This window comes from Delftia sp. S65, from assembly GCF_016516495.1.
Taxonomy (GTDB): Bacteria; Pseudomonadota; Gammaproteobacteria; order Burkholderiales; family Burkholderiaceae_C; genus Comamonas; species Comamonas acidovorans.
On record NZ_JACVUR010000008.1, the window covers coordinates 110,577 to 128,092 of the forward strand.

Annotated in this window: 15 protein-coding genes; all 15 read right to left on the reverse strand. The window is 67.7% G+C overall.

Going from position 1 to position 17,516, the window contains the following annotated elements:
* Positions 1-35: 35 nt before the first annotated feature.
* Entirely contained in the window at positions 36-836 is an 801-nt protein-coding gene (locus IAE24_RS09960; RefSeq protein ID WP_013804104.1) for a cell division protein FtsQ/DivIB, read from the reverse strand.
* The gene (locus IAE24_RS09965) at positions 833-1,813 is read right to left on the reverse strand and encodes a D-alanine--D-alanine ligase (RefSeq protein WP_043822039.1); all 981 of its coding nucleotides are present in this window, start codon (positions 1,811-1,813) and stop codon (positions 833-835) included. The genes IAE24_RS09960 and IAE24_RS09965 overlap by 4 nt, the downstream gene beginning before the upstream one ends.
* Positions 1,810-3,243 (reverse strand): UDP-N-acetylmuramate--L-alanine ligase, encoded by a 1,434-nt coding sequence (gene murC, locus IAE24_RS09970; protein WP_034390494.1) that lies wholly within the window; start codon positions 3,241-3,243, stop codon positions 1,810-1,812. Before murC ends, IAE24_RS09965 begins: the two co-directional genes overlap by 4 nt.
* Positions 3,240-4,334, reverse strand: coding sequence for an undecaprenyldiphospho-muramoylpentapeptide beta-N-acetylglucosaminyltransferase (gene murG, locus IAE24_RS09975; RefSeq protein WP_199960715.1), 1,095 nt, complete (start codon positions 4,332-4,334; stop codon positions 3,240-3,242). The genes murC and murG overlap by 4 nt, the downstream gene beginning before the upstream one ends.
* A complete protein-coding gene (gene ftsW, locus IAE24_RS09980) occupies positions 4,331-5,596 on the reverse strand; it encodes a putative lipid II flippase FtsW (RefSeq protein WP_013804108.1) in 1,266 nt (421 codons plus the stop codon). Before ftsW ends, murG begins: the two co-directional genes overlap by 4 nt.
* On the reverse strand, positions 5,593-7,545 hold the full coding sequence (gene murD, locus IAE24_RS09985) for a UDP-N-acetylmuramoyl-L-alanine--D-glutamate ligase (protein WP_199960717.1): 1,953 nt from the start codon (positions 7,543-7,545) through the stop codon (positions 5,593-5,595). The genes ftsW and murD overlap by 4 nt, the downstream gene beginning before the upstream one ends.
* Before the next feature lie 4 nt (positions 7,546-7,549).
* Positions 7,550-8,728 (reverse strand): phospho-N-acetylmuramoyl-pentapeptide-transferase, encoded by a 1,179-nt coding sequence (gene mraY / locus IAE24_RS09990; RefSeq protein ID WP_012203397.1) that lies wholly within the window; start codon positions 8,726-8,728, stop codon positions 7,550-7,552.
* On the reverse strand, positions 8,719-10,134 hold the full coding sequence (locus IAE24_RS09995) for a UDP-N-acetylmuramoyl-tripeptide--D-alanyl-D-alanine ligase (RefSeq protein ID WP_199960719.1): 1,416 nt from the start codon (positions 10,132-10,134) through the stop codon (positions 8,719-8,721). The genes mraY and IAE24_RS09995 overlap by 10 nt, the downstream gene beginning before the upstream one ends.
* Positions 10,131-11,660, reverse strand: a complete 1,530-nt coding sequence (locus IAE24_RS10000) for a UDP-N-acetylmuramoyl-L-alanyl-D-glutamate--2,6-diaminopimelate ligase (RefSeq protein WP_096915172.1) — start codon at positions 11,658-11,660, stop codon at positions 10,131-10,133. The genes IAE24_RS09995 and IAE24_RS10000 overlap by 4 nt, the downstream gene beginning before the upstream one ends.
* Positions 11,657-13,405 carry a peptidoglycan D,D-transpeptidase FtsI family protein gene (locus tag IAE24_RS10005; protein ID WP_013804112.1) on the reverse strand — a complete coding sequence of 583 codons (1,749 nt, stop codon included), beginning with the start codon at positions 13,403-13,405 and terminating at the stop codon, positions 11,657-11,659. The genes IAE24_RS10000 and IAE24_RS10005 overlap by 4 nt, the downstream gene beginning before the upstream one ends.
* On the reverse strand, positions 13,402-13,686 hold the full coding sequence (gene ftsL / locus IAE24_RS10010) for a cell division protein FtsL (protein WP_012203393.1): 285 nt from the start codon (positions 13,684-13,686) through the stop codon (positions 13,402-13,404). Before ftsL ends, IAE24_RS10005 begins: the two co-directional genes overlap by 4 nt.
* A 37-nt stretch (positions 13,687-13,723) precedes the next feature.
* Positions 13,724-14,653: a 16S rRNA (cytosine(1402)-N(4))-methyltransferase RsmH gene (gene rsmH, locus IAE24_RS10015; RefSeq protein ID WP_012203392.1), complete on the reverse strand. Its 930-nt coding sequence runs from the start codon at positions 14,651-14,653 to the stop codon at positions 13,724-13,726.
* A 15-nt stretch (positions 14,654-14,668) separates the two neighbouring features.
* Positions 14,669-15,097 carry a division/cell wall cluster transcriptional repressor MraZ gene (gene mraZ, locus IAE24_RS10020; protein WP_012203391.1) on the reverse strand — a complete coding sequence of 143 codons (429 nt, stop codon included), beginning with the start codon at positions 15,095-15,097 and terminating at the stop codon, positions 14,669-14,671.
* A 368-nt stretch (positions 15,098-15,465) separates the two neighbouring features.
* Positions 15,466-16,785 carry an ATP-dependent protease ATPase subunit HslU gene (gene hslU, locus IAE24_RS10025; RefSeq protein WP_199960721.1) on the reverse strand — a complete coding sequence of 440 codons (1,320 nt, stop codon included), beginning with the start codon at positions 16,783-16,785 and terminating at the stop codon, positions 15,466-15,468.
* A 117-nt stretch (positions 16,786-16,902) separates the two neighbouring features.
* The gene (gene hslV / locus IAE24_RS10030) at positions 16,903-17,448 is read right to left on the reverse strand and encodes an ATP-dependent protease subunit HslV (RefSeq protein ID WP_012203389.1); all 546 of its coding nucleotides are present in this window, start codon (positions 17,446-17,448) and stop codon (positions 16,903-16,905) included.
* Positions 17,449-17,516: the final 68 nt, after the last annotated feature.

Below are 17,516 nucleotides of genomic sequence, written 5' to 3' on the forward strand. Positions count from 1 at the left end.
GGTGTGCGTGTACATAGGTCTTTCCTCCCTCGTCTTCAGCGTCGGGGACGCACTGCAGCCGGCGCCTTGGCCGTGCCGGTGGTCACACCGCGCAGCCTCAGCGCATATCCGTCTTCGTAGCGCAGGTCGGCCGACTCGATGGCGTCGGCCTTGCGCTTGTATTGGGTCGTGATCTGGGGCAGCGTGCGCACGAAGCGCTGCACGCGCTGCAGCACGGCTTCCACGCTGCCGCCACCCAGTTCGATCTGTGCATCATTGGCCAGCCTGAGCTGCCAGCTTCCGCGCGCATTGAGCGTGAGCCCGTCGATCTCCACATCCAGCGGCCCCAGCGCCGGCACCAGCAGCCGGTACATCTGCAGCATCTGCGGGGCGCTGTCCTCGGGGCCCTGCAGGCGCGGCAGGCCGTCGCGGTCGAGCTCGCCCAGGTTGGCCTCGAAGACCTCGCCAAAGCTGTTGATCAGGCCGGTGCCCGAATCGGGGCCCCAGAAGGCCTCGGCCACATGCTCGTGCAGGATGACGCGCAGGCTGTTGGGATAGTCGCGGCGCACCTGCGCCTCGCGCACCCAGGGCACCTGCTCGAATGCCGCCTTGGCCCCCTTGAGGTCCACGGTGAAGAAGTTGCCCGTGAGCACGGGCGCCACGTTGGCGCGCAGCGTCACCGTGTTGTTGTGCACCAGCTCGCCCTCGACCACGATGCGGCCGATGTTGAAGGCCGGGTGGCGCAGCGCCCACCAGCTCACCGCTGCCAGCCCCAGCGCAGCCACGCCCACGAACAGGACCGTGGCGGTCACGTTCATGAGCTTGACGTCGAAGGGGGCCGGCAGGGAGTAGCTCATGCGTGCTCCTGCTCCGGTTGCGCGGCGTCCAGCGCGGCGCTGGCCAGGATGCCCAGGCAGAGGTTCTCGTAGCTGACACCGATGGCACGGGCCGACATGGGCACCAGCGAGTGGCCCGTCATGCCTGGCGAGGTGTTGATCTCCAGCAGGAAGGGCTTGCGATCGCTGGCGCGGATCATGATGTCGGCGCGCGACCAGCCGCGGCAGCCCAGCGTGCGGAAGGCGCGCACGACGATGCGCCGGATCTCGGCCTCTTCCTCGGCGGGCAGTCCGCTGGGGCAGTGGTACTTGGTGTCGTCGGTGAAGTACTTGTTCTGGTAGTCGTAGTTGCCTTCGGGGGCGACGATGCGGATCACGGGCAGCGCATGGGCGCCCTCGCCCGTGCCGAGCACGGGGCAGGTGGTCTCGTCGCCCTCGATGAACTCTTCGCAGAGCACTTCGGGGTCATAGCGGGAGGCCAGCACATAGGCCTGCTCGCATTCCTCGGCCGTCCAGACCTTGGTCAGGCCGATGGTCGAGCCCTCGCGCGAGGGCTTGACGATCATGGGCGCGCCCAGCGCCTGCAGCGCGGCGCGCGTCTCGCCTGCGCTGGCGACCAGACGCCAGTCCGGCGTGGGCAGGCCCTCGAAGCGCCAGATGCGCTTGGTCATGATCTTGTCCATGGCGATGCTCGAGGCCATCACGCCGGGGCCCGTGTACGGGATGCCCAGCAGCTCCAGCGCACCCTGCACCGTGCCGTCTTCGCCGTAGCGGCCGTGCAGCGCGATGAAGCAGCGGTCGAACCCTTCCTTCTTCAACTCGCCCAGGTCACGCTCGGCGGGGTCGAAGGCATGGGCGTCCACGCCATGCGACAGCAGGGCCTTGAGCACGCCCGTGCCCGACATCAGCGAGACTTCGCGCTCGGCCGAGCGGCCGCCCAACAGCACAGCCACCTTGCCCAGGGCCTTGACATCGATCTGGGTGCCGAAGCTGCTCATTGCGCAGCTCCCTGCTGCGCCTGCAGCTCTTGTTTCTGAAGCATTTCAACCAACTTTCCGGGCACGGCGCCAATCGAGCCTGCCCCCATGCACAACAACACGTCGCCATCGCGGGCATTGACGGCAATGGCCGCCGGCAGCTCGGCAACGTTTTCCACAAACACCGGCTCGACACGGCCGGCCACGCGCAGGGCGCGAGTCAGCGAGCGGCCGTCGGCCGCCACCACGGGCGCCTCGCCGGCCGCATAGACCTCGGTCAGCAGCACGGCGTCGGCCAGGCCGATGACCTTGACGAAATCCTCGAAGCAGTCGCGCGTGCGGCTGTAGCGGTGCGGCTGGAATGCCAGCACCAGGCGACGGCCCGGGAAGGCGCCGCGCGCGGCGGCCAGCGTGGCCGCCATCTCGACGGGGTGGTGGCCATAGTCGTCGATGACGGTGAAGCTGCCGCCGTCGGCAGTCGCCAGTTCGCCATAGCGCTGGAAGCGCCGGCCCACGCCCTTGAAGCTTTCGAAGGCACGCAGCAGCGCGTCATCGGAGATCTCCAGCTCCATGGCCACGGCCACGGCCGACAGCGCGTTGAGCACGTTGTGCTCGCCCGGCAGGCTCAGCACCACGTCCAGGTCGGGATAGCTCTGGCCGTTGCTGCGGCGCACCGTGAAATGCATGCTGCCAGCTTCGGCGCGCACGTTGAGGGCGCGCACCTGTGCGTCCTCGGCAAAGCCGTAGGTGGTCACGGGGCGGGCCACCTGGGGCAGGATCTCGCGCACGGCCGGGCTGTCCACGCAGACGATGGCGCGGCCGTAGAACGGCATGCGGTGCAGGAAATCGACGAAGGCGCCCTTGAGCCGGCCGAAGTCATGGCCGTAGGTTTCCATGTGGTCGGCGTCGATGTTGGTGACGACGGCCATCACGGGCAGCAGGTTCAGGAAGGAGGCATCGGACTCGTCGGCCTCGACCACGATGTAGTCGCCCTGGCCGAGCTTGGCGTTGGCGCCCGCGCTGTTGAGCTTGCCGCCGATGACGAAGGTCGGGTCCAGCCCGGCCTCGGCCAGCACGCTGGTCACCAGGCTGGTGGTCGTGGTCTTGCCATGGGCACCCGCGATGGCGATGCCCTGCTTGAAGCGCATGAGCTCGGCCAGCATGAGCGCACGCGGCACGACGGGAATCTTGCGCTCGCGCGCGGCCAGCACCTCGGGATTGTCGGACTGCACGGCGGTGGAGGTGACGACGGCGTCAGCCCCTTCGATGTGCGCGGCCGCATGGCCGACGTGGGTGGCGATGCCCAGGCCGGCGAGCCGGCGCAGCGTGGCGCTGTCGGACAGGTCCGAGCCCGAGATGGCGTAACCCAGGTTGTGCAGCACCTCGGCGATGCCGCTCATTCCGGCGCCGCCGATGCCGACGAAATGGATGTGATGAATGGCGTGCTTCATGCGGCCAGTTCCTCACAGGCGGCGACCACCTCGGCGGTGGCATCGGTCTTTTGCATTTTCTTGGCTTTTCCAGCGCGCTCCAGCAGCGTCGCACGCTGCATATTTTGTAGCATTTCGGCCAGGCTTTGGGCAGTCAGTGCGCTTTGTTGCATCAACCATCCACCACCGGCATCGACCAGGAAACGCGCGTTCGTGGTCTGGTGGTCGTCCACAGCGGACGGGAAGGGCACATAGATGGCTGCGGCGCCCACGGCCGCGATCTCGGTGACCGTGCTGGCGCCAGCGCGGCAGACGATGACATCGGCCTCGGCAAAGGCGCGCGCCGTGTCGTCGATGAAGGGCGTGAGCTCGGCCTGCACGCCTGCGGCGGCATAGTTGGCGCGCAGGGCATCGATCTGCGCGGCGCCGCTTTGGTGCAGCACGACGGGCCGCACATCGGCAGGAATTAGGGCCAGCGCCTGGGGCACGATCTCATTGAGCGCCTTGGCGCCCAGGCTGCCACCCACCACCAGCAGGCGCAGCGGGCCGCTGCGGCCTGCGAAACGCTGCTCGGGCGCGGGCTGCTCGGTGAAGGCCTGGCGCAGAGGATTGCCGACCCAGCGGCCCTTGGGGAACACGTTGGGGAAGGCGGTGAAGATGCGGTGGGAGACGTTGGCCAGCACCTTGTTGGCCATGCCGGCCACGGAGTTCTGCTCATGCAGCACCAGGGGCTTGCCGGCCAGCACGGCCATCATTCCACCGGGGAAGCTGATGTAGCCACCCAGACCGACCACCACGTCGGGCTTGACGCGGCGCACCACGGCCAGCGCCTGCCAGAAGGCACGCAGCAGGCGCATGGGCAAAAAGGCCAGGGTCATGATGCCCTTGCCGCGCACGCCCGAGAACTCGATGGTCTCCAGCGGGAAGCCCTGGGCCGGCACGATGCGCGACTCCATGGAGCCGGGCGCGCCCAGCCAGCGCACGTTCCAGCCGCGCTCGCGCAGGGCCTGGGCCACGGCCAGGCCCGGGAAGATATGTCCGCCCGTGCCGCCGGCCATGATCAGGGCCGTGCGCTGGCGTTGCGTGCCTTGGGAGGTGGGCTGCTGTGTCATGCATGCCCTCCCTTCATCAGCAACTTGTTCTCGTAGTCCACCCTTAACACCACCGCTATCGCTATCAGATTCATCAAAATGGCCGAGCCGCCGAAACTCATCAGGGGCAGCGTCAGCCCCTTGGTCGGCAGCGCGCCCAGGTTCACGCCCATGTTGATGAAGGCCTGGAAACCCATCCAGATCGCAATGCCCTCGGCCACCAGGCCGGAGAACACCCGGTCCAGCGCAATGGCCTGCCGCCCTATGAGCATGATGCGGCGCGTCAGCCACAAGAAGGTGACGGCGATCAAGAGCACGCCGACCAGGCCGAATTCCTCGCCGATCACGGCCAGCAGGAAGTCGGTGTGCGCCTCGGGCAGCCAGTGCAGCTTCTCGACGCTGCGGCCCAGGCCCACGCCGAAGATCTCGCCGCGCCCGATGGCGATCAGCGCATGCGACAGCTGGTAGCCCTTGCCCAGGGCGTGCTTTTCATCCCAGGGATTGAGGTAGGCAAAGATGCGCTCACGCCGCCATTCGGAGGTGGCGATGATCAGCACGAAGGCCAGCACCACCAGGGCCGCGATCAGGAAGAACATGCGCGCGTTCACGCCGCCCAGGAACAGGATGCCCATGGCGATCACCACGATCACCATGAAGGCGCCCATGTCGGGCTCGGCCAGCAGCAGCACCCCAACCAGCACCACGGCCAGCCCCATGGGCAGCACGGCGCGGAAGAAGCGCTCCTTGACCTCCATCTTGCGCACCATGTAGTCGGCCGCATAGATGAGCACGGCGAACTTGGCCAGTTCGGACGGCTGGAAATTCATGATGCCCAGCGACAGCCAGCGCCGCGCGCCGTTGACCACGGTGCCCACGTGCGGGATCAGCACGGCCACCAGCAGGACCAGGGACACCAGGAAGAGCTTGCGCGCCATGCGCTCCCAGGTGGCCATGGACACCTGGAAGGCCAGCAGCGCGCCGACGAAGGCCATGCCGATGGACATGGCATGGCGCATCAGGAAATGGGTGGGCGCGATCTTGCCGAAGCGCGGGTTGTCCGGCATGGCGATCGACGCCGAATACACCATGATCAGGCTCCAGGCCAGCAGGCCTATGACCACCCAGATCAGGGCCTGGTCCAGGCCGAGCACGCTGGCAGGCGTCTGCGTGGGCCGGTGGTACTGGGGACCGCCCAGGCGCACGGGCAGCACGTCGATGGCCTTCTCCTGCGCACCTCCGAACCAGGAGCGCATGCGGCCCAGGGCCTGCGATACGGCGGTCATGCAGCACCTCCGAGTTCATGCCCGGCATCCAGCGCCAGCGCGCGCACGGCATCGACGAACTGGTGGGCCCGGTCCTCGTAGTTGCGGAACATGTCCAGGCTGGCACAGGCGGGCGACAGCAGCACGGCATCGCCCTCATGGGCGCGCGAGGCGGCCAGCTCCACGGCGTCGGCCATGGTGGTGGCATCGACCAGGGGCACGCCGCAGTCCTGCAGGGCGGCGCGGATGCGGCCGGCGTCGCGGCCGATCAGCACGGCCGTGCGCACATGGCGCGACACGGGCGCGACCAGCGGAGAGAAATCCTGGCCCTTGCCATCGCCACCCAGGATGACCACGATGCGGTGGTCAGGTCCCAGGCCGGACAGCGCGGCCACGGTGGCGCCCACGTTCGTGCCCTTGCTGTCGTCGTAGTACTCCACGCCGTTGACGCGGCCAATGGGCTGGACGCGGTGCGGCTCGCCCCGGTACTCACGCAGTCCATAGAGCAGCGGCGCCAGCGTGCAGCCACCCGCGCTGGCCAGGGCCAGGGCGGACAGGGCGTTGATGGCGTTGTGCCGGCCGCGGATGCGCAGTGCGTCGGCAGGCATGAGGCGCTGGATGTACAGGTCTTCGGCGTTCTTGCCCTTGGCGGTTTCGTCGGCCTCATGGGCGCGCACCAGCCACGTCATGCCGCTGACCACTTCCAGGCCGAAGTCGCCGGGGCGGCGCGGCATGTCGCCGCCGAAGGTGATGTGGGCGCGCTGCTGGGGCTTTTGGCGCTTGCCCGGCGGCACCACGGGCGCCGGCAGCATGCGCATGACCTCGGGGTCTTCGCGGTTGAGCACCATGGTGCCGCTGCTGCCAAAGATGCAAGCCTTGGCATCGGCATAGGCGCGCAGGCTGCCGTGCCAGTCCAGATGGTCCTGGGTGATGTTGAGCACGGCGGCGGCCGTGGGCTCGAACATCTGCACGCCATCGAGCTGGAAGCTGGACAGCTCCAGCACCCAGGCCTGGGGCAGCGTTTCGGCATCGATGGCCTGGGTCAGCGTGTCCAGCAGCGTGGGGCCGATATTGCCGGCCACGGCCACGCGCAGGCCCGCATGCTCCAGCAGTTGGCCAGTCAGCGAGGTGACCGTGGTCTTGCCATTGGTCCCGGTGATGCCCAGCACCGTGGGACGGTAGCCATGGGCTGCGGCCAGGGCCTTGAGCGCCATGGCGAAGAGATCGAGCTCGCCGCCCACGGGCAGGCCCTGAGCGCGCGCCGTATCGACCACGGGCGCCACGGCGGCCGGGCTCAGGCCGGGTGAGCGGTAGACCAGGCCCAGGCTCTGGCCGTCCACCAGCTGCGCCGTGAACTCGCCGGGCACGAAGCGCACCTGGGGCAATTCGGTGGACAGCTGCTGCAGCTGGGGCGGTGCCTGGCGCGTATCGGCCACGATGACTTCGGCGCCGCAGCGCACGCACCAGCGTGCCATGGCCAGGCCCGAGGCGCCCAGACCCAGCACGAGCACGCGCTGGCCCTGCAGGTGCTGGACCTGCTCGCCGGGCCAGCCGGCAGCCACGGGCGGCAGCACCTGTTCGGATTCAACCGCCTCTTCGGCGGCAAGGGGCGTGACCTCGGCGTCGGACGAGTCGGAGATGCTGGGGTCCGCAAAGATCTGGGCCACGAAGGCGGCAGCATCCTTGGCTGCCGTCAGCGTGGCGATGTCGGGCACGGGCTCGGTCAGGGCCACAGACACCTGCGGCACCTGCGGCACCTCGGCGGCCGGAAGCTCCGCCTCGCCGTCGCCGGCTGGCACGGGAGCCAGTGAATCGTCCAGGACCGGGTCCGCAACCACCTGCCCCTCGGGAGGGAGGCCCGGCATTCCGGCCGGGTCCGCCAGCTCGACAAGCTCGGCAGGGGACGCCGGCACGACGGGCTCGGTGGCCGGCAGTGCGTGGAGGTCGGTCTTGAAGTCTTCGGTGTTCATGCACTCACCTCAGCTTCAGCGTGGACAGGCCCAGCAGGCACAGCAGCATGGTGATGATCCAGAAGCGGATCACGACCTGGGTCTCCTTCCAGCCACTCTTTTCGAAGTGGTGGTGCAGCGGCGCCATCTTGAGCAGGCGGCGTCCCTGGCCATAGCGCTTCTTGGTGAACTTGAACCAGGTGACCTGCAGCATCACCGACAGCGCCTCCACCACGAAGATGCCGCCCATGATGGCCAGCACGATTTCCTGGCGCACGATGACGGCAATGGTGCCCAGCGAGGCGCCCAACGCCAGCGCCCCCACGTCGCCCATGAACACCTGGGCCGGGTGGGCGTTGAACCAGAGGAAGGCCAGGCCCGCGCCGGCCATGGCCGCGCAGTACACCAGCAGCTCGCCCGAACCCGGGATGTGCGGAAACAGCAGGTACTTGGCGTAGCCGGCATTGCCGGTGACGTAGGCGAAGATGCCCAGGGCCGAGCCCACCATGATCACGGGCATGATCGCCAGGCCGTCCAGCCCGTCGGTCAGGTTCACGGCATTGCTGGCGCCCACGATGACCAGGTAGGTCATGATCACGAAGCCCAGCACGCCCAGCGGGTAGCTGACTTCCTTGAAGAAAGGCACGAGCAGGCCCGCCTTGGGCGGCAGGTCCAGCGCAAAGCCGGACTGCACCCAGGTGACGAACAGCTCGAAGACCTGGGCATTGGAGTTCTCGGAAATGCAGAACACCAGGTACAGCGCGGCCAGCAGGCCGATGACGGACTGCCAGAAATACTTCTCGCCCGAGCGCATGCCTTCGGGGTCCTTGTTGACCACCTTGCGCCAGTCGTCCACCCAGCCGATGGTGCCAAAGCCCAGCGTGACCAGCAGCACGATCCAGACGAAGCGGTTGGACAGGTCGAACCACAGCAGCGTGGAAACGGCAATGGACAGCAGGATCAGCGCCCCGCCCATGGTGGGCGTGCCGCTCTTGGCCAGATGGGTCTCCATGCCGTAGCCGCGCACGGGCTGGCCGATCTTGAGCGAGGTCAGCATGCGGATCAGGCGCGGCCCGGCCAGCAGTCCGATGACCAGGGCCGTGAGCGCGGCCATCACGGCGCGCATCGTGAGGTACTGGAAGACGCGCAGAAAGCCGAACTCGGGGGACAGGCCCTGCAGCCATTGGGACAGCATCAGCAGCATGCGGCCTCCTTCTTGCAACCGTCATCCTTGCCGGCCGCCTCGACCGCCTGAACCACCTGCTCCATCTTCATGAACCTCGAACCCTTGACCAGAATGCTGCCCACCTCGGGCAGCGCGGCACAGGCTGCCTGCTGCAGCGAGGCCATGTCTTCGAAATGCCGCGCACCTGCACCGAATGCGGTGGCGGCGGATGTGCTTTGCGCGCCCAGCGTGAACAGCCGGGCAATGCCCAGGCTGCGCGCCAGCGCGCCCGCCTCGGCATGGAATTGCGGCCCCTGGTCGCCGACCTCGCCCATGTCGCCCAGCACCAGCAGCTGGGGAGCGGGCAGTTCGCGCAGCACCTCGATGGCTGCGGCCACCGAGTCGGGATTGGCGTTGTAGCTGTCGTCGATCACGGTGACCGTGCGGCCCTGCAACGAAACGCCCAGTGCGCGCGAGCGGCCCTGCACGGGCTCGAACACGCTCAGGCCGCGTGCAATGTCGGCCAGCGGCACACCGGCTGCCTGGGCGCAGGCCGCAGCGGCCAGCGCATTGCGCACGTTGTGGCGGCCGGCAATGTGCAGGCGCACCGAGGCCTCGCCCTCGGGCGTGACCAGGGTGAACTGCCAGGCATCGCCCAGCCACAGCGCATCGCGCGCATGGACCTGGGCGCCATCGGCAGATTCGCCGAACAGCAGGCACTGGCGCGCAGCGGCCAGCTCGCGCCACAGCGGCGTGTAGGTGTCGCCGGCCGGGAACACGGCCACGCCATCGGCGGGCAGTGACAGCAGCACGCTGCCGTTCTCGCGCGCCACGGCCTCGACCGTGTGCATGAATTCCTGGTGCTCGCGCTGCGCGTTGTTGACCAGGGCCACCGTGGGCTGGCCGATGGCGGCCAGCTCGGCAATCTCGCCGGGATGGTTCATGCCCATCTCCAGCACGGCCACGCGGTGCTGGGCGGTCATGCGCATCAGGCTCAGCGGCAGGCCGATGGAGTTGTTGAAGTTGCCGCGCGTGGCCAGGGCCGCCTCGCCCGCATGGGCGCGCAGGATGGAGGCCACCATCTGCGTGACCGTGGTCTTGCCGTTGCTGCCGGTGACGGCAATCAGCGGCAGCGCAAAGCGCGCGCGCCAGGCCGTGGCCAGCGCGCCCAGGGCGGCCAGCGAATCGGGCACCTCGATGCCGGACAGGCCTGCGGCCTCCAGGCCGCCATGGGCCAGGGCTGCGGCAGCGCCGGCCTCGCGGGCCTGGGCCAGGAACTGGTTGGCATCGAAACGCTCGCCCTTCAAGGCGACGAACAGATCCCCGGCCTGCAGCGTGCGGGTGTCGGTGTGCACGCGCGTGAGCACGGCCTGGCCGTCGCCGACCAGCCGTGCCTGGGGGATATGCGACTGGATCAGCTCCAGCGCTTGTTGCAAGGTCATCATGACCGCTTCTTTCCTTCGCGGGCCGCCAGCGCCTTGTGCGCCTCGGCCATGTCGGAGAACGGATGGCGCTGGCCCGCCGTCTCCTGGTAGTCCTCATGTCCCTTGCCGGCGATCAGCACCACGTCGCGTTCGCTGGCGTGCGCAATCGCCTGGGCGATGGCCGCTGCGCGATCGGCCTGGGACTGCAGGTTCTCGCCCGGCTGCATGCCGGCCAGGATCTGGTCGATGATGCGGTCGGGCACTTCGCTGCGCGGGTTGTCGCTGGTGACCAGCACACAGTCGGCATTCTTCTGGGCGGCCTGCCCCATGAGCGGCCGCTTGGTGGCATCGCGGTCGCCGCCGCAGCCGAACACGCACCACAGCCGGCCACGGCGCTGCTCGGCGGCCGGGCGCAGGGCGCGCAGGGCCTTGTCCAGCGCATCGGGCGTGTGGGCGTAGTCCACGGCCACCAGCGGCTGGCCGGGCTGGACGATCTGCTGCATGCGGCCGGGCACGGGCTCCAGGTGAGCGCAGGCGGCGACGGCCTGGTCCAGGGTCAGGCCCAGGCAGCGCAGCGCGGCCAGCACGCCCAGCAGGTTGGATACGTTGTACTGGCCCACCATGCGCGTGTGCATGCGCAGGCTGTGGCCTGCCTCTATCACTGTGAAACTCAGGCCCTCGGCACCCAGCGCAATGTCCTTGGCCTGCAGGCGCGCCGCGCCTTCGATGGAAATGCTCCAGACGTCGAGCGCGGCAGGCTGCTTGCGCGACTGCAGCGTGGCCCACAGGCGTGCGCCATGCGCGTCGTCCACGTTGACGACGGCGGCCTGCAGGCCGGGCCAGTCGAACAGCGCGGCCTTGGCATCCCAGTAGGCCTGCATGCTGCCGTGGTAGTCGAGGTGGTCCTGCGTGAAATTGGTGAACAGCGCCACGCGGATGCGCGTGCCGTCCAGCCGGTGCTCGACGATGCCGATGGACGACGCCTCGATGGCGCAGGCCGCCAGGCCCGCATCGGCGTACTCGCGGAACGCGCGCTGCAGCCGCACCGGGTCGGGCGTGGTCATGCCCGTGGATTCCATGGCGGGCGGGATGCCCACGCCCAGCGTGCCCACCAGGGCACAGCCGCTGCGTTCCTGCAGCTTCACCTGGGCCAGCGCGTGCGCCAGCCACCAGGCAGTGGTGGTCTTGCCATTGGTGCCGGTCACGGCCAGCACGTCGATCTGGGCGCTGGGATGCTGGAACCACTGGTCGGCGATCAGGCCCGTGGCGGCCTTGAGGCCGGGCAGCGCCGCGATGTGCTCGCCGGAAAAACCGAAGGCTTCGACACCCTGCGCTTCGACCAGGCAGGCCATGGCACCGCGCTCCAGGGCCGAGGCCACATGGGCGCGGCCATCGGTGGCCGCGCCGGGCCAGGCGATGAAGGCGTCGCCGGGCCGGACCTTGCGGCTGTCGGTCTGCAGCGTGCCGCTGCCTTGCAGGCGGGCGGCCAGCCATTGGACAGCCTCGGTGGCCGTGGACAGCACCCGCAGGGCTTGGGAGGAGCTCATAGCGAGGGCTCCTCCACGGGGTTGGCGACGATCAAGGGCTTGACTTCCATATCGGGCTGCACGCCCATCAGGCGCAGCGTCTGCTGCACCACTTCGCTGAACACGGGTGCCGCCACGGTGCCGCCGTAGATGGTGCCTGCACTGGGCTCGTCCACCATCACGGCGACGATGATGCGCGGGTTCTCGATGGGCGCCATACCCGTGAACCAGGCGCGGTACTTGCCGGCGGCATAGCCCTTGCCCTGCTGCTTGCGGGCCGTGCCCGACTTGCCGCCCACCGAGTAGCCGATGGTCTGGGCGCGCTGGCCCGTGCCGCCGGGGCCGGCCGCCAGCGCCAGCATCTTGCGCACCTCGTTGGCCGTGCGCGGGGAGAACACGGGCACGCCCACGGGCGGCTCGTCGGTCTTGACCATGGTGGCCGGGATCACGCGCCCGCCGTTGGCAAAGACGGTGTAGCTGCGCGTCATCTGCAGCAGGCTGGCGGACAGGCCGTAGCCATAGCCCATGGTGGCCTGCTCCACCGGCCTCCAGGTCTTGTAGGGACGCAGGCGACCGCTGGCGGCGCCGGGGAAGGAGATCTGCGGCTTCTGGCCGAAGCCCACGGCCGAGAAGGTTTCCCACATTTCCTTGGCCGGCATCTGCAGCGCGATCTTGGTCGTGCCCACGTTGCTGGACTTCTGGATCACGCCGGCCACGGTGAGCAGGCCGTAGTTGTGGGTGTCGGAAATCGTCGAGCCCGTGACGTTGACGCGGCCCGGCGTGGTGTCGATGGGCGTTTCCGGCTTGAAGCGGCCCGACTCCAGCGCCAGGCCGATGGTGATGGGCTTCATGGTCGAGCCGGGCTCGAAGGTGTCGGTGATGGCGCGGTTGCGCAGCTGCTCGCCCGTCAGGTTCTTGCGCTTGTCGGGCACGTAGCTGGGGTAGTTGGCCAGGGCCAGCAACTCGCCGGTGTGCGCATCCATGACCACCACGCTGCCCGCCTTGGCCTTGTGCGCGATGACCTGCTCCTTGAGCTTCTGGTAGGCGAAGTACTGGACCTTGCTGTCCACGGACAGCTGGATGTCGCGGCCGTCCTGAGGGGGCACTTCCTCGCCCACGCCCTCGACCACGCGGCCCAGGCGGTCCTTGATCACGCGGCGCGAGCCGGGCTTGCCGCCCAGCTCCTTGTCGAAGGCCAGCTCCATGCCTTCCTGGCCATGGTCTTCCACATTGGTGAAGCCCACGATGTGGGCGGCCGATTCGCCTTCCGGGTACTGGCGCTTGTATTCCTTGCGCTGGTAGATGCCCTTGATGTTGAGGGCATGGATCTGCTGGCCAACGTCCCAGTCGAGCTGGCGCTTGATCCAGACGAAGGTCTTGTCCTCGTCGGCCAGCTTTTCCATCAGCGCGGGCAGCGGCATCTCCATGAGCGCGGCCAGCTGCTTGAGCTTGGCCTTGACCTCGGGGTCGTCCTGCTCGACATCTTCGGGAATGGCCCAGATGCTGGCGGCCGGCACGCTGGAGGCCAGGATCAGTCCATTGCGGTCCAGCAGGCGGCCGCGGTTGGCCGGCAGCTCCAGCGTGCGCGCAAAGCGCACCTGGCCCTGGCGCTGGAAGAAGTCGTTGCCGAACACCTGCACGTAGGCTGCGCGCGCGCCCAGGCCGACAAAGCCCAGGCCCAGCATGGCCACGATCATCTTGCTGCGCCACAGGGGAGTCTTGGACGCCAGCAAGGGGCTGGAGGTGTAGAGCACGCTGCGCGTCATGGAGCCACTCCGGTGCGCGCATCGTCATTGACGTACTGGGCGATGGCCGGCGTGGCCGGCTTCATCTGCAGGCGCTCGCGCGCCATGACCTCGATGCGCTGCGGCGTGGCCTGGGCGCGCTTTTCCACCTGCAGGCGCTGCTGCTCGGTGGCCAGGCGGCGCGATTCGGCCACGGCGCGGTCCAGTTCGGTGAACAGGCGGCGCGATTCGTACTGGTTGTGCACCAGGAAGATGGCGCTGGCCATCACCGCCAGCAGCAGCACGAGGTTCAGGCGCAGCATGCCACGCCCTCCTCTTGCGCCAGACGGTGCATGCGCTTCATGCAGGCACCCCGGTGCGGCGGGCCACGCGCATCACGGCCGAGCGCGAGCGCGCATTGGCGGCGACCTCGGCCTCGCTGGGCTTGATGCGGCCCAGCGCTTCAAGGCGCATGGGCGTGGGCACGGCAAAGGGTGCGCGCCGGTCATAGACTTCCTTGGAGTGCTTGGCGATGAACTGCTTGACGATGCGGTCCTCCAGCGAGTGGAAGCTGATCACCACCAGGCGTCCGCCCGGCGCCAGCACGCGCAGGCTGGCCTCTAGCGCCTGTTCGAGCTCTTCAAGCTCGGCATTGATGAAAATCCGAAGAGCCTGGAATGTGCGTGTCGCTGGGTTCTGCCCAGCCTCGCGGGTCCGGACCGCGCCAGCCACGAGCTCGGCAAGCTCCGCGGTGTTGCGAAGGGGCCCCTGGCTTTCGCGCCGAGCAACAATCGCCTTTGCAATGGGGCCAGCAAACCGTTCTTCGCCGTAGTCACGTATCACCTCCGCAATCTGCTGGGCATCGGCTTCCGCCAGCCAGTCCGCCACGCTCTGGCCGCGCGTGGTGTCCATGCGCATGTCCAGCGGACCCTCGAAGCGGAAGCTGAAGCCACGCTCGGGGTTGTCGATCTGGGGAGAGCTCACGCCCAGGTCCATCAGCACGCCCTGCACGCTGCCGGCCGGCAGCTCGCTGAGGTGGCGAAACCCTTCGTGCCGAATCGAAAAACGCGCATCGGTGATGCGCGCTGCCTCTTCGATCGCGTCCGGGTCCTTGTCGAACGCCAGCAAGGCCCCATCCGGCCCCAGCCGCTGCAGGATGCGCCGGGAATGCCCGCCTCGCCCGAAGGTCGCGTCCACCCATTGCCCGGCAACGGGCTGTGCGGCGCCGTCCAGCAGCGCATCGACGGCCTCGTCGAGCAAAACGGTGATGTGTTGCAACGGCTGATTCAAGAAAACGCCTCTTTCCTAGAAAGCAAAATCCTGGAAGGCCGCAGGCATTTCCTCCTGCATGGCCTTCGCTTCATGTGCCTCATAAGTGGCCTTGTCCCACAGCTCGAAATGGTTGCCCATGCCCAGCAGCACGACCTCCTTGGTCAGACCCACGGCTTCACGCAGCTCGGGCGACACCAGCACGCGGCCGGTGGCATCCATGTCCACGTCCATGGCGTTACCCAGGAAGATGCGCTTCCACCACTGCGCCGACATGGGCAGCTGCGCGATCCGCTCGCGAAACTGCAGCCACTCCGTGCGCGGGAACAGCATCAGGCAACCGTGGGGATGTTTGGTGAGGGTGACCTGGCCCTGGGCCATGGCCACAAGGGCGTCACGATGCCGGGTCGGCACAGACAGCCGCCCCTTTCCATCGAGATTCAGCGAGGACGCCCCTTGAAACACGGTCAGTCACCCCGGTCGGTTGGAGCCATCGCGTCCCGGAAATCGGGGCACAAAGGCAACTTTCACCACTTAATTGCACTTTTTTGCACTGTAGCAGCAATTTGGTGTTTCACAACCCGGGAATGGACAATTATTTGCAATGAAATCAACAACTTAGAAGCCGAATGCAATGTGAGTGGTGACAAAAATCCCTGGCTTTACAAGTACTTAGAGGACTGACTGCAAGTGATCTCTCAAAGCCTGCACGCAATTGCAACGATTCAATTCGCTGGCGACCGGTTGCAACTCGGGCAACCCTCCTACAAAAAGTGACTGCCCGGCAATGCGGGCAGTCACTTCGGTGGCGGCTGCGCGGCAGCCGGCCCATTTCAGAGGATGAAGCGCGAGAGGTCTTCGTCCTGGCTCAGGGACTGCAGACGCTGGTCCACGTAGGCCGCGTCGATGGAGAGGGTCTGGCCGGACAGATTGGCCGCGTCGAAGCTGACCTCGTCCAGCAGGCGCTCGAGCACGGTGGACAGGCGGCGCGCGCCGATGTTCTCGGTGCGCTCGTTGACATCGAAGGCGATGCCGGCGAGCCGGGTGATGCCTTCGGGCGTGAATTCCAGCGTGACGCCTTCGGTGGCGAGCAGCGCCTGGTATTGCTTGACCAGGGAGGCATGGGTCTGGGTGAGGATGGCCTCGAAGTCCTGGACCGACAGCGAGTCCAGCTCCACGCGGATCGGGAAGCGCCCCTGCAGCTCGGGGATGAGGTCGCTGGGCTTGGACAGGTGGAAGGCGCCCGAGGCGATGAACAGGATGTGGTCGGTCTTGACCACGCCGTACTTGGTGGAGACGCTGGTGCCTTCGACCAGGGGCAGCAGGTCGCGCTGCACGCCCTGGCGCGAGATGTCGGAGCCGCTGGTTTCCTGGCGCGTGGCCACCTTGTCGATCTCGTCGATGAAGACGATGCCGTTCTGCTCGGCATTGGCGATGGCGCGGGTGCGCACGTCTTCCTCGTTGACCAGTTTTGCCGCTTCCTCGTCGGTCAGCAGCTTCATGGCCTCGGCAATGCGCAGCTTGCGCGTCTTGCGCTTTTCCTGGCCCATGTGGCTGAACATGCCGCGCAGCTGCTCGGCCATCTCTTCCATGCCCTGGGGACCCATGATCTGCACCTGGGGCGGCGCGTCGGCGACATCGATCTCGATTTCCTTGTCGTCGAGCTGGCCCTCGCGCAGCTTCTTGCGGAAAACCTGGCGTGCCGTGTTGTCGGCGGCCACCTCGCCGCTGCGGGCCTGGGGCACGAGCACGTCGAGGATGCGGTCCTCGGCCGCGTCTTCGGCGCGCAGGCGCAGCTTCTTCATGTCGGCCTCGCGCGTCTGCTTGACGGCCACCTCGGCCAGGTCGCGGATGATGGCATCCACGTCCTTGCCCACGTAGCCCACTTCGGTGAACTTGGTGGCCTCGACCTTGATGAAGGGCGCATCGGCCAGCCGCGCCAGGCGGCGCGCGATCTCGGTCTTGCCCACGCCTGTGGGGCCGATCATGAGGATGTTCTTGGGCGTGATCTCCTGGCGCAGGCCGTCGGCCACGTTCTGGCGGCGCCAGCGGTTGCGCAGCGCGATGGCCACGGCGCGCTTGGCGCCAGCCTGGCCGACGATGTGGCGGTCCAGTTCGGAGACGATCTCCTGGGGGGTCATGGCAGAGGACATGGTGTGTATTCGATGCATTGCGCCGCCAGCCCCATTGCCTGGCCGCTGGCGACTGTGAGTTTCAATGCCGTGCGTTTCGATCGCCGGCCTGCTGGGCAAGCCGGCGCCGCGCGGGTGTCAGAGCGTCTCGACCGTGTGGTGCATGTTGGTGTAGATGCACAGCTCGCCGGCGATGGCCAGCGACTTGCGCACGATCTCCTCGGCCGACAGCTCGGTATTGGTCAGCAGCGCCTTGGCCGCCGAGTGCGCATAGGCGCCGCCCGAGCCGATGGACACGATGCCCTGCTCGGGCTCCAGCACGTCGCCGTTGCCGGTGATGATCAGCGAGGCCGATGCGTCGGCCACCGCCAGCATGGCCTCCAGACGGCGCAGCACGCGGTCGGTGCGCCAGTCCTTGGTCAGCTCGATGGCTGCGCGCGTCAGGTGGCCCTGGTGCTTTTCCAGCTTGGCCTCGAAGCGCTCGAACAGCGTGAAGGCGTCTGCCGTGGCGCCGGCAAAGCCGGCAAGCACCTTGCCGTGGTAGAGCTTGCGCACCTTGCGTGCCGTGCCCTTGACGACGATGTTGCCCAATGTGACCTGGCCATCGCCACCGATGGCGACCTGCACGCCTTCGGGGGTCTGCCGGCGCACGCTGATGATGGTGGTGCCGTGATACTGTTCCATAGCGGTGCCAGATGAGGGCGAAGGCGGCCTTCTCAAGGGTCTGCTCAAAGAATGCCCACGCGCTCTTC

What these genes read in the sequence shown, in the direction of transcription:
- murD (WP_199960717.1), bottom strand. Translation starts at nt 7,545, where the DNA reads ATGAACACCGAAGACTTCAAGACCGACCTCCACGCACTGCCGGCCACC.
- mraY (WP_012203397.1), bottom strand. Translation starts at nt 8,728, where the DNA reads ATGCTGCTGATGCTGTCCCAATGGCTGCAGGGCCTGTCCCCCGAGTTC.
- IAE24_RS10000 (WP_096915172.1), bottom strand. Translation starts at nt 11,660, where the DNA reads ATGAGCTCCTCCCAAGCCCTGCGGGTGCTGTCCACGGCCACCGAGGCT.
- ftsL (WP_012203393.1), bottom strand. Translation starts at nt 13,686, where the DNA reads ATGCTGCGCCTGAACCTCGTGCTGCTGCTGGCGGTGATGGCCAGCGCC.
- hslU (WP_199960721.1), bottom strand. Translation starts at nt 16,785, where the DNA reads ATGTCCTCTGCCATGACCCCCCAGGAGATCGTCTCCGAACTGGACCGC.
- hslV (WP_012203389.1), bottom strand. Translation starts at nt 17,448, where the DNA reads ATGGAACAGTATCACGGCACCACCATCATCAGCGTGCGCCGGCAGACC.
- IAE24_RS09995 (WP_199960719.1), bottom strand. Translation starts at nt 10,134, where the DNA reads ATGATGACCTTGCAACAAGCGCTGGAGCTGATCCAGTCGCATATCCCC.
- IAE24_RS10005 (WP_013804112.1), bottom strand. Translation starts at nt 13,405, where the DNA reads ATGACGCGCAGCGTGCTCTACACCTCCAGCCCCTTGCTGGCGTCCAAG.
- murC (WP_034390494.1), bottom strand. Translation starts at nt 3,243, where the DNA reads ATGAAGCACGCCATTCATCACATCCATTTCGTCGGCATCGGCGGCGCC.
- IAE24_RS09960 (WP_013804104.1), bottom strand. Translation starts at nt 836, where the DNA reads ATGAGCTACTCCCTGCCGGCCCCCTTCGACGTCAAGCTCATGAACGTG.
- IAE24_RS09965 (WP_043822039.1), bottom strand. Translation starts at nt 1,813, where the DNA reads ATGAGCAGCTTCGGCACCCAGATCGATGTCAAGGCCCTGGGCAAGGTG.
- ftsW (WP_013804108.1), bottom strand. Translation starts at nt 5,596, where the DNA reads ATGACCGCCGTATCGCAGGCCCTGGGCCGCATGCGCTCCTGGTTCGGA.
- murG (WP_199960715.1), bottom strand. Translation starts at nt 4,334, where the DNA reads ATGACACAGCAGCCCACCTCCCAAGGCACGCAACGCCAGCGCACGGCC.